The following is an 11,278-nucleotide window of genomic DNA, read 5'->3' on the forward strand; positions in this document are numbered from 1 at the left end:
TCTATCGGAGGTGCTTGAGGCGTGAGCGCGATGAAAGAGAATTGGCTGGATTTAGAGTATCGCCCGGCGCTGCCTGCCAATAAAGAAATGGGCATCGGCATTGTCGGTGCAGGTGAAATTGTGGATGCCTGCCATCTGCCGGCCTATCAAATGGGCGGACTTCGCGTTGTCGGCATTTATGACGTGAATCGGGAGCGGGCGGAGAAGCTTGCAGCTAAATACGGCATTCCGAAAGTCTATAACGAGCTCGATGAGCTGCTTGCAGACCCGGAGGTGCGAATAGCGGATCTTGCTATCCCAGCGAAGATTCAGCCGGAGATCGCGGAACGGGCAGCAGCGGCGGGCAAGCATATCCTCTGCCAGAAACCGTTGGCGGAATCTTACCCTGAGGCTGTGCGTATCCAACAAGCATGCGAACGCTTTGGGATAAAAGGAGCCGTCAACCAGCAGATGCGGTGGTCGCCAAGCATTCGAGCCAGCCATACGATCATTCGGCGCGGCTGGCTGGGGGAGCTGTTGCAGGCTTCGATTCAAGTCAATGTGAAGCAGGATTTTGCCAACTGGGGCTGGCTGCGCGAAATGCCGACGTTGGAATTCATGTATCACAGCATTCATTACATGGATGCGATTCGCTTCCTGTTCGGCACACCGGAGTATGTGTATGCAGACGGAGCGCGTTTCCCGGGTCAACGTACGATCGGGGAGACACGCACGCTGCTTCATATCAAGTTTGCGGGCGAAGCACGCGGTATCATTCATGATAATCACAACCATATCGCTGACGAAGACGATTGGTATGCGACTTATCGCTTCGAAGGCACTGAGGGGATCATCAAGGGCACGAACGGATCGCTGTACAACTATCCGGTTGGACGAGAAGACACACTCAGCTTCTTTACGAAAGCGATCCATGAGGATTACTGGTTTACGCCGAAGCTGCATGGCAAATGGTTCCCGCATGCGTTCATGGGGACGATGGGCGAGCTGATGCGCGCAGTGGAAGAAGAGCGCGAGGCGGAGAACAGCGTTGCGGATAATTTGAAGACGATGCAGATGGTGTTCGGTGCGTATTTGTCCATGAAAGAGAACCGTCCTGTGACGCTTCAAGAGATCGCGGATAGCGTGTAAGTGTAGAAGAGCCTTGTCATATGAGATGACAAGGCTCTTTTGTTGTGGAATTCTAGGGGAATGGAACTGGCAACCTAGGTGCACCTGACTATGGAATATAAAGCCGTACAGGCACGTATAGGCCGCCGCCTACATACACTGTAGAACAGTCTTCACTGTCGGTAATGGGAGAACTACTCTTGTCGTTGTCCTCCTGTTAGAGGCGAAATTGTATGGAGGTGGCTTTTCGATGCCCGGATTGTTTGCGGCGATCGCATTGTTTATCAAACAGCTGTCGCTCCTTGTTTCTTACGTCAAGAACAACGCTTTTCCCCAGCCGCTGCATGAAGAAGATGAGCTCAAGCACCTTCAGCTCATGGCAGAGGGAAACCAAGTTTCGCGCAATCTGCTCATTGAGCATAACCTCCGATTGGTTGCCCACATCGTCAAGAAATTCGACAACACCGGTGAGGACCTGGAAGACCTCATTTCGATCGGTACGATCGGGCTTATTAAAGCGATTGAAAGCTTCCAGACCGGAAAAGGGACGAAATTGGCGACATTTGCGGCGCGTTGTATCGAAAATGAGATTCTGATGCATTTGCGGTCATTGAAGAAAACGCGCAAGGATGTTTCCCTGCACGATCCGATTGGAACGGATAAAGAGGGCAATGAAATCACCTTGATCGATATCCTTGGCACGGAAGCCGATGATGTCGCGGAGAAAGTGCAGCTCAAAATCGAGAAGAGCAAGATTTATAAAAATTTAGATATATTGGATGACCGCGAGAAGGAAGTCGTCGTCGGCCGATTTGGCCTTATTGCCGGCGGCGAGGAACGGACGCAGCGGGAAATCGCGAAGGAGCTCGGCATCTCGCGTTCGTATGTGTCACGCATTGAGAAGCGGGCGCTGATGAAGCTGTATCATGAGTTTTATAAGGCGAAGAAGTGAAAACAGTGGTCACTGTATAGGAGAGACCGTTACGTAACAATTAGAAGCTTAATAAAGTAAGCCTAAGAGGCGGGTGTCAATATGACATTCCGCTTTTTTTGTTCAATCCCGTAATTCTTAGGCAGGACTCAAGGACTAGGCAACATTTGTCGAACTAGCTTCGTCGAATAAATGAAAGCGCGATTGGCTGAATCACCCCTACATTGAATGGCGGAGTTGACCCTATGTCTTTAAAAACCAGAAAATTCGTTCTAACCTCATTGCTGCTGGGTCTAACCGCTCTTTGCTGCGTTTTGATCATCCAAACTTATCATGCCCGAATGCCTTTGGTCGGACGATTGTTCTATGGTAAAGGGGACCTGGCAAGTAATAGAGATCTAAAGCCAGGCCCGGATGAACCCCATGGCGAATACTATAAAGGCCATGTCATTGTGCTCATGTATCACGAGGTCATGAAGCATCCGCACGATGCCAGTGCACTGCCTGTCAGTAAATTTGAACGACAGCTCGAATTGATGAAGGCCAACAATTTTCATTGGATAACGATGGATCAATACCGAGGTTTCATCTTGCGTGGAGAGCCGGTTCCGGATAATGCGGTGCTGCTCACGTTCGACGACGGCTATGAATCTTTCTACCAAGATGTCTATCCGGTCTTGCATAAGTATGAGGCGCCGGCAACTAACTTTCTAATCGTGAGCACGATAGGCAACCCTCGGCACATCGGGGTTCCCAAACTGAATTGGGACCAGGTTAAGGAAATGAAAAGAACCGGAATATCCTTTTACAGCCATTCCTTCGACTCTCATTTATATGAGCCTACGGATGCAAAGGGCAAGCATAAGATAGCTGCGTTGACCGGACCTGTTTATTTGAAAGACAAGGGAAGGCGGGAGACGAAGAAAGAATACCAGCAGCGGGTAAAAGCGGATTTGGAGCACGCGAATAAGGTTCTGGCGCAAGAGCTTGGTAAGTCGAACCATGTGCTTGCTTTCCCGTACGGCGCCTTCTCCAAGCCGTTGCTCGATATTTGCGCGCAGCTTGGTATCGACGTGACTTTGACCGTCAAAGATGGCCTGGACAGCCCCTACCAGCGTAACGGTTTCCGTCTCAATGCCGGTGGCGCACAGAATAATCCCGACTTGCAGGTAGCGCTTATGAAACAAGCGACGCAACGGCTGGGACATGCCCACTTCGACCGCGCGCCGGAACGAAAACGCGAGGCATTATGGACGTTGGCCGCGATGGCGATCATCGCTGCGTTACTTGCGAAATCGACGTTCAAGCTGCAGCAGGAGAAACGGCGCATGAGCAACGCGGCGTAAAGAATTGCATAAGGCGAAGAAGTAAGGGACGGTTGAACTGGGATGATTCCAGGTTCAACCGTTTTTTTAGTTGCACAGTGCCGAGTGCCGTTTACCGCAAGACAGCCATCGCATGTCGCAATTGGCATGTCTCAAAAATCTAACGAACCGTACGGGCGTTATTGGGCCGAATTTCGCGGTTTTCAGATTCTAACGAACCACAGAGGCTTTATTTCGTGGAAAACGTCCTCAAAATACCCGGAAACCGTCAAATAAGACCTCTACGGTTCATTAGATTTTATTTGGAGGTGTTTTCGCTCAAATAAGACCTGTACGGTTCGTTAGATCATTCGGCAAGCGACAGTCAACAGCTCATCTCCGCCGCCCAACGCCTTGACTAAAACGAAACATAAGACTGCGTATAGCGAAGCAGGTGCGAGCGATCCCAGAGGTAGCGTTCATCTTCGTGCTGAGCTGCAGTCGGCTCAGAATTCGCCTTCAGCTTCAGCAGCGCAGACGCGATGAGCTCGGATCTCACAGGGCCCCATGTGTCCAGCTTACTCTGAACGTAGCTGAAGCTCTCGAGCAACGTCTGCCCCTTTATCCGCTGAAGGGGAGAAGCCCACATCACAAAGTCGCCATGCAAATTTTTGCGTGGGATGGTAAACTCCGCTAGCCCAACTGCTCCCGTAGTTGTGGTGATCGCAAGTAAACCGCAGAAATAATCGCTGCCGTGGCCAGGCTGAAGCCTCTCCGTAAGCTCACTGTCGAAGCGAAAACATTCGATTCGGCTAATTTTACACTGCTGCATAAACTCTAACGAATAGCCAATTACCGAATTTCGCAAATTGAGCAGCGCAATCAGCTGGGGAAGCGTATCCCGGTGATACTCGGTTGATTCATCTATCGTCGTATGGTCAGGAATCGTGTTCGGCATCATGATCCTCCAGTACACAAGTGTAGTTGTTTATAGAAAAACAAAAATGACCTTCTCTGGAATCAGAGAAGGTCATAGGAATGTAATGTCATAGATCCTCGCTCTTATCTCCCAGATTCGCTTCGTAAAGCGTTCCGCAAGAATTAGCACCGTGCATTCCTTTGCAGTAACAAAGGTCTGTCGGTTGCCGGGTATCATCGGGCTTGTCCCTCCACCTACTCTTGATAAGAAAAATACATATTAAATTTTTACCATTATGCTACATAAACAACCACTATGTCAAGGGGGTGCGCGTTTTGGCAGCCTCTCATTTTAAGGTATAATAAGCCAATATACTCGCTATTTGTGGAAGGAGCTCAGCAGCGTATGAAATATCGCTATCTCGGAAGAAGCGGACTTGAAGTGTCCGTTCTAGGCTTAGGAACCAATGCTTTTGGGAAACGTGCCGATCAGGAAACATCCATTCGAATTATTCATCATGCGATGGATAAAGGCATTAATTTTATTGATACCGCTAATATTTATGCAGGCACGGAATCGGAACGAATTATCGGGGTGGCATTAGAGGGAAAGCGGGACCAAGCCGTGCTGGCTACGAAGGCAGGACTAGTGAGGGGCGCAGGTCCGAATGCCAAAGGATCTTCTCGCCGCCATCTGATGCAGGAGCTGGAAAACAGCCTGAAACGTCTGCGAACCGACTATGTCGACCTGTATCAAATCCATACATTCGACCCGCACACGCCGCTAGAGGAAACATTAGCTGCGCTCGAAGATATGGTTCGTTCAGGCAAGGTTCGTTATATTGGCGCTTCCAACTATGCCGCGTGGGAGCTGATGAAAGCGCAGGGGATCAGCGATTCCAAAGGCATTGCGAGGTTCGTATCCACGCAAACCAGCTATTCGCTCGCAGATCGGACTCCCGAGCAAGAGCTTGTTCCGGTATGTTTGGATCAAGGCGTAGGCATCATCCCGTATTTCCCACTGGCAGGCGGCATTCTGACCGGCAAATACGGCTTAACGGCGGAAGAAGCACCGGTAAGCTCCAGAGTTGTTACCGACCCTAGCTTCGTTCGCTTCCTGGATGAACGAAGAATTACGTTGGGGCAACAGGTAAGCAAACTCGCGGCTGACAGCGGCTATAGCGCGAGTGCGATTTCGCTCGCATGGCTTATGGAACGGCCTGCAATCTCGACAGTCATTGTCGGTGCCACACGTGTCGAGCAGCTGGAAGATAACTTAAATAGTGTTGAAATGAATCTTGGTCAAGAGGTAACGGATGCTCTGAACGCATGGAGCGAAGAATTCCGTTACGGCAAACCGTTTGCGCTCTACCGTTTACCTTAATGAAAAGGACAGTCTCCAATCCCCGCGAACGGGTGACGCAGAGGCTGTCCTTCTTCTATATCGTCCGCGACAGCTTCCTAAACTGCATGGCCGACATCCCTTCCCAGCGTCTGAAAATCCGGCTGAAATAGTGAAAATCCTCATAGCCGATTGCCCCAGATATCCATTCAATCGTCTGATCCGTTTCCCTCAGGAGCCGTTTGGCTTCCTGATGGCGTACCGTCTGCACGAATTTATTCGGCCCCACGCCCATCATCGCTTTGAACTGCCGACTCATATAATCTTCATGTACGAGCAGAAACTTCGCCATATCCGCACTCGACCATCGGCGGCTGCAATCGGCACGAATCTCATGAACCAGCTCAAGAAGCCGTTTCTCATATTTCGGATGCGGCGTTCCCCGTCCTTCATTCTGCTGACGGAGCAGCAACCCGATCAGTTGGATCATCAGCCCTTTGCACACACTGTCGTAGTCCTGCTGCCGATCATTCCATTCCTGAATGACATTTTCAAACAAGGAGATGATCCTCGGTGACACATTCGTAAGCAATGATTCTGCGAAAATCGGTCGATCTGCCCCCAGATAGGGCATTTCACTGAAGGCATCCGGATCCGGATTAGATTCATCCGCGATGATGGTATGGCTGTTGGCTGCGCCATCGAAAAAGTCAAAATGAATACCAAGCAGCTCTGCATGCGGTTCCGTCAGCACCTCGATGCGATGGTATCGCCAAGGTGTTAAAACAAGCAAACTGCCTGCTCGAACTTCAATGACTTCCCCTTCAATCGTTGCCCTGATCTCGCCATGTTTCACATAAATGAGCTGAAAATCATAGATTCGTCGGCTCCACTTGAACGCCGGAGCACGGTAATGCTGCCGCGCCCAATGGATAACAGGGGAGATGTCCCTTAAAGCCGTTTGCCTAATCGGAGGAAAAAGAGCTTTGTCCAATTGTTCAGCACCGCCTTGTACGCCGAGTTCGGAAAAGTCCAAAAAACGATCACCTTTATGTAAAGCCTTCCAGATACTGAAATGTTAACATGTAAGCGCATTCCTTAACAAGGATGAAAGGAACGGGTGATCTCGACATGAATAGCAGCAGCCATTTATTTCAAATAACAGGTAAAGTTGCATTAATTACAGGAGGGACCGGCGGACTTGGCGTTGTGATGGCACAAACCTTGGCTGAAGCGGGAGCAGCGGTCGTTATTACAAGTCGTTCAGAGGAGAAAGCAGCTGAAATTGCCAAGCAACTATCTATTGATACAGGTACTGAAGTGATAGGAATGGCAGCTGAGCTAACGGATGCCGACCAGGTGGAGCAGCTGGTGCAAGCTGTCAAAGAGCGCTACGGACGGATCGATATTTTGATCAACAATGCGGGAATCAACATTCGCAAGCCGATCGAAAGCTACGATGAAACAAGCTGGGATCTGGTGATGGGTACAAATTTAAAAGCACCCTACCTGTGCATCCGCGCGGTTACGCCGATCATGAAAGAACAGCGATCCGGCCGAATTATTAACGTGGCTTCGATGCTCGGTATGGTCGGTCTGCCGGAGAGAAGTGCCTACTGTGCCAGTAAGGGCGGCGTCATTCAGCTAACCAAGGTGCTGGCCTTAGAGCTTGCCCCCTTCAATATTACCGTGAACGCGCTTTGTCCCGGTCCGATCGCTACTGAGCTCAATACGGTTGTGATGAACAATCCGGAAGCGAATCGGTTTTTTGTCGATCAAATTGCGCTGGGGCGGTGGGGAAGACCAGACGAAATTGCAGGACCGACTTTATTCCTCGCGTCAGATGCATCCAGCTTCATGACAGGCGGGGCGTTAACGGTTGACGGCGGTTGGACGGCAAAATAAAAAGGGCTTCATCACTTAGTTGGACAGTTGGATACGAAAGGGTGATCGTGATGCGTTTTGGCTTATCCGTATTTGGTACGACCTATGCGATGGGCTTGCACCCACGTGCAGGAAGGCCGAGAATATCGGCCGAGGAAGTCATGAACATGGCGCTGCAAAATAGTCTGCAAGGCGTGGAGCTGTCCCTCCCGATGCTGGAAGGTTGTGACCACAGAGCCATAGCAAGTAAAGTCGAGGCGAATGAGCTCTATATCACAATCGCTTCTGACGGCTTCGATGCTGCTCGATTAGGTGAAGCTTTCCACGTCGCAAAGGCAGTCGGAGCCAAGGTTGTACGCACAGTGGCAGGCGGAGCGAAGTTTGGCGGAGATCGCCGTCACTTAGTCGGGAGTTGGCAGCCTTTCCTCGAGGAGGTTCGCGCAGGGCTCACTGCTGCAACAGCTCTGGCAGAAGAAGCAGGCGTCATTCTAGCGCTGGAGAACCATCAGGATCTTTGCTCGGAAGAGCTGATCTGGCTGTGCGAATCGATCGGTTCCCCGAATTTCGGATTAACGCTGGATACGGGCAATCCGCTCGCGACTGCAGAGGAACCCGTCGAATTTGCCAAGCGGATCTCTCCTTACCTCAAACATGTCCACTTAAAGGATTATTGGATTTATCCGAGTGCGGAAGGCTACATGCTCGTCCGCTGTCCAATCGGACAGGGTGCGGTGGATTTTCCGGCGCTATTGAATGTGTTTCGCGAAAGCCAGGCAGCGAACGAGCTGTGTATGTCCATTGAAATGGGAGCATTGGATGCTAGGCATACAAGGGTGCTTGCCGATGATTACTGGCCGGAATACCCGGCGCGATCCGCCAGAGAATTGGCGGAGCTGCTCCGTTTCGTTCAGCGCAATGCGAAGCCGTCCGCCGATTGGCGTACGCCGCATGAACGGGGAGAAACGGTGGAAATCGTTGCAGCCTACGAGCAGTCGCAGCTCTTGTCGAGCATCGCTTATGTGCAGCAGCTGATGAACAGCTTGAACACTGTGAAACCAGAGGAGGAGGCATTGTCATGATCATCGATTTACAAGGGAAAGTAGCCATCGTTACCGGTGCCGGCAGAGGGATTGGACGTCATATTGCACTCACGCTTGCAAAGGAAGGCGTCATTACGATTGCAACGGATATCAAGCAAGAGCTGCTCGATGACCTGGCGCTGCAATTCGCGGAGGAGCAGCTTACAGGCGCGCAGTTCATCTGTGATGTGCGGGATTCGGCAAGAATCGCTGAGGTTGTGGAGGAGGTACGGAGCCGGTTTGGGCGAATAGATATCTTAATCAACAATGCCGGAGTGGCCAGCGGCGGCACTGTTGAGCTGCTCAAGGAAGACATTTGGGACGCCAACATGGATATTAATTTGAAGGGTACCTTTCTGATGTGCCAAGCAGTTGTCCCGATTATGAAAACCCAAGGCTCGGGCCGTATCTTGAACGCGGCCTCCTTCGCTGCGATCGTGCCGGCTTACGGAAGCGCGGCGTATGCTTCTTCCAAAGCTGCGGTAAAACAGTTCACACGGGTGCTTGCGGGCGAGCTTGGCCCCTATGACATTACCGTGAATTGTTATTCGCCGGGGATGATTCCGACGGACATGAACCGTTATGCAGAGCAGCCGGAGGAGCGTCAGCAGCGGCTGCTGGATACGCTTACGCTTCGGCGCTGGGGCAGCAAGGACGATGTCGCGAACCTGATCTGCTTCCTTGCTTCTGACCTTGCCGGATATATTACCGGTACGATGATCGACGTAAGCGGAGGCAAATTCGCGACCCAGATTCCGAGTATCGCCTATGAGGCAGCGCGGAAGGATGCACTGCGGTCATGACGGCTCCCCTCATCACGTTTGAAGGGAAAACGGTCGTTGTCACAGGCGGGGCTAAAGGAATCGGACGTGCAATTGCGAAGCGATTTCTGGAGTGCGGAGCGAGGGTCATCATTGCCGATCATGACGAGAGTGGTGCTGAGACGGCTAGGCAGCTTGCGGATACTTGGGATGAGGTTTATTTTATCCGCTGCGATGTTTCCAAGCTGAATGAAGTGCAGTCGCTCGTTAACGAGACGATGCGTCAATTCGGCGGTGCTATCGATGTGCTCGTCAACAATGCGGGGATTTTCCCAAGAGCTGATTTGCTGAACACCGATGAAGCGTTCTGGGATAACGTGCTCGGCATTAATCTCAAGGGTGCCTATATGCTGTGCCAAGCCGTCGTGCCTGGCATGATTGAACGGGGCAGCGGCGTCATTATCAATATTGGCTCCAACCATGCGACTGCAGGCGAGCCGGCTACGATGGCTTATGCCGTTTCCAAAGGCGGCATCGTCACGTTGACGCGGAATCTGGCAAAGGGGCTTGTGAAGCACGGCATTCGGGTGAATTGCGTGCAGCCGGGCTGGGTGGCATCGGAGGGCGAGGTCGCAAGGTGGAAAGCGAACGGAATGGATGAAGAGCAAATGGCTGCTCTAGCCGGGCGATTGCAAACCGGAGAGGATATCGCGGATGCGGTTGTCTTCATGTCATCCGGCATGAGTAAGCAGATTAACGGTCAAGTGCTCATTGTGGACGGTGGAATTACTTTAAAATAACTGCAAGCTTGCAGCTGGCTGAAAATGGGATCTGGGAGGAAATGAATAATGCGTTATCGCAACATACCGGGAACACCTTTAAACGCAGCTGTCATTTGTATGGGGACAGCCGGTTTCGGCGGCGGAATGCCGCGCGAGGATGCGTTCCGTCTGTTTGATCTCTATCTGGAGCAGGGCGGCAATTTTATCGATACTGCGCTCGTATATGACGATTGGCTCGGCCAAGGAAGAAGCTTGACGGAAATCCGGATCGGAGAATGGCTGAAGGAACGCGGCCATCGCGAGCAGCTTATTCTAGCGACGAAAGGCGCGCATCCGGAGCTTGCGACGATGCATATCCCAAGGCTTGGACGAGCAGATATCGAAGCGGATATTGCGAGAAGCTTGCGCCAGCTCCAGACCGATTATATCGACCTCTACTGGCTGCATCGCGACGATGCGAGCGTACCGGTTGGCGAGATCATGGAGACGCTGCATGACGAAGTGAAGGCCGGCCGCATCCGCAGCATCGGTTGCTCCAACTGGACGGTGGAGCGGATCGAACAAGCGCAGAGCTATGCTGCTGAACATGGGTTAACGCCTTTCGCGGCTAGTCAGCCACTCTGGAATCTAGCCGTATGTACGCCGGGTTCAATTGGAGATCCGACACTCGTGGTGATGAGCGATGCGGATCGGAATTATTTTGCCGAGTCGGGGATGGCCGTCATTCCTTATTCGTCGCAAGCGAACGGCTTCTTCAGCGGCCGATATGCAAGAGGCAAGGATGCAGGCAATCAAGGCAGCGCAGCAGGCGTGCAGAAGATGTATTTCAATGACGCCAGCTTCGACCGTCTGGAGCGTGTACAGCAGCTTGCGGCCGAGCTCGAGACGACCAGCACAGTTATTGCGCTGGCGTATTTAACCTCGCAGCCGTTCCCGGTGTTTCCGATTATCGGCGCCTCGAAGCCGGCATACGTGCTGGATAGCTGCGCAGCAAGTGAGGTTACACTCACGCCTGCGCAATTGCGATTCTTGGAGACGGGCTCCTACGTTTCCGCCGTATGACAATAGCGAAGGCTTGCATCCTGCAGTGTAGGGATGCAGGCCTTTCTTGTTTATACTAGAAGAAAGGCTAACCTTGCCTGCGCTTTTCACACAAGGCTGCACCCGATA

At 51.8% G+C, this 11,278-nt stretch carries 11 protein-coding genes and 1 riboswitch; of the genes, 9 read left to right on the plus strand and 2 right to left on the minus strand.

Features of this window, described 5'->3' with window-relative positions; all coding sequences use genetic code 11:
• Positions 1-30: 30 nt before the first annotated feature.
• The 3 genes from AC50Y3_RS10015 to AC50Y3_RS10025 all read left to right on the plus strand — a co-directional run bounded on the left by AC50Y3_RS10015 (position 31) and on the right by AC50Y3_RS10025 (position 3,384).
• Entirely contained in the window at positions 31-1,128 is a 1,098-nt protein-coding gene (locus AC50Y3_RS10015) for a Gfo/Idh/MocA family protein (protein ID WP_494819214.1), read from the plus strand.
• A 229-nt stretch (positions 1,129-1,357) separates the two neighbouring features.
• A complete protein-coding gene (gene sigK, locus AC50Y3_RS10020) occupies positions 1,358-2,059 on the plus strand; it encodes an RNA polymerase sporulation sigma factor SigK (RefSeq protein WP_494818637.1) in 702 nt (233 codons plus the stop codon).
• A 224-nt stretch (positions 2,060-2,283) separates the two neighbouring features.
• Positions 2,284-3,384 (plus strand): polysaccharide deacetylase family protein, encoded by a 1,101-nt coding sequence (locus AC50Y3_RS10025; protein WP_494818638.1) that lies wholly within the window; start codon positions 2,284-2,286, stop codon positions 3,382-3,384.
• A 376-nt stretch (positions 3,385-3,760) separates the two neighbouring features.
• Here AC50Y3_RS10025 and AC50Y3_RS10030 read toward each other — a convergent pair whose 3' ends face one another.
• Positions 3,761-4,300, minus strand: a complete 540-nt coding sequence (locus tag AC50Y3_RS10030) for a hypothetical protein (RefSeq protein WP_494818639.1) — start codon at positions 4,298-4,300, stop codon at positions 3,761-3,763.
• A gap of 101 nt (positions 4,301-4,401) precedes the next feature.
• A riboswitch (SAM riboswitch) is annotated at positions 4,402-4,531 on the minus strand.
• A 135-nt stretch (positions 4,532-4,666) separates the two neighbouring features.
• On the opposite strand from AC50Y3_RS10030, the gene AC50Y3_RS10035 reads away from it, so the two are divergent.
• Positions 4,667-5,644 carry an aldo/keto reductase gene (locus tag AC50Y3_RS10035; RefSeq protein WP_494818640.1) on the plus strand — a complete coding sequence of 326 codons (978 nt, stop codon included), beginning with the start codon at positions 4,667-4,669 and terminating at the stop codon, positions 5,642-5,644.
• A 55-nt stretch (positions 5,645-5,699) separates the two neighbouring features.
• Here the strand turns inward: AC50Y3_RS10035 and AC50Y3_RS10040 are convergent, their stop codons facing one another.
• Complete coding sequence (locus tag AC50Y3_RS10040) at positions 5,700-6,638, minus strand: helix-turn-helix transcriptional regulator (protein WP_494818641.1); 939 nt, start codon at positions 6,636-6,638, stop codon at positions 5,700-5,702.
• Positions 6,639-6,733: 95 nt separating this feature from the next.
• Between AC50Y3_RS10040 and AC50Y3_RS10045 the strand changes: the two genes are divergently transcribed.
• The 5 genes from AC50Y3_RS10045 to AC50Y3_RS10065 are packed head-to-tail and all read left to right on the plus strand — an operon-like array spanning position 6,734 to position 11,170.
• Entirely contained in the window at positions 6,734-7,507 is a 774-nt protein-coding gene (locus AC50Y3_RS10045; RefSeq protein WP_494818642.1) for an SDR family NAD(P)-dependent oxidoreductase, read from the plus strand.
• Positions 7,508-7,557: 50 nt separating this feature from the next.
• Complete coding sequence (locus AC50Y3_RS10050) at positions 7,558-8,565, plus strand: sugar phosphate isomerase/epimerase family protein (RefSeq protein ID WP_494819215.1); 1,008 nt, start codon at positions 7,558-7,560, stop codon at positions 8,563-8,565.
• Positions 8,562-9,368 (plus strand): SDR family NAD(P)-dependent oxidoreductase, encoded by an 807-nt coding sequence (locus AC50Y3_RS10055; protein WP_494818643.1) that lies wholly within the window; start codon positions 8,562-8,564, stop codon positions 9,366-9,368. Before AC50Y3_RS10050 ends, AC50Y3_RS10055 begins: the two co-directional genes overlap by 4 nt.
• Entirely contained in the window at positions 9,365-10,126 is a 762-nt protein-coding gene (locus AC50Y3_RS10060) for an SDR family NAD(P)-dependent oxidoreductase (RefSeq protein ID WP_494818644.1), read from the plus strand. Before AC50Y3_RS10055 ends, AC50Y3_RS10060 begins: the two co-directional genes overlap by 4 nt.
• A gap of 48 nt (positions 10,127-10,174) precedes the next feature.
• Positions 10,175-11,170, plus strand: coding sequence for an aldo/keto reductase (locus AC50Y3_RS10065; protein WP_494818645.1), 996 nt, complete (start codon positions 10,175-10,177; stop codon positions 11,168-11,170).
• Positions 11,171-11,278: the final 108 nt, after the last annotated feature.

It is taken from the genome of Paenibacillus sp. J22R98, assembly GCF_059383835.1.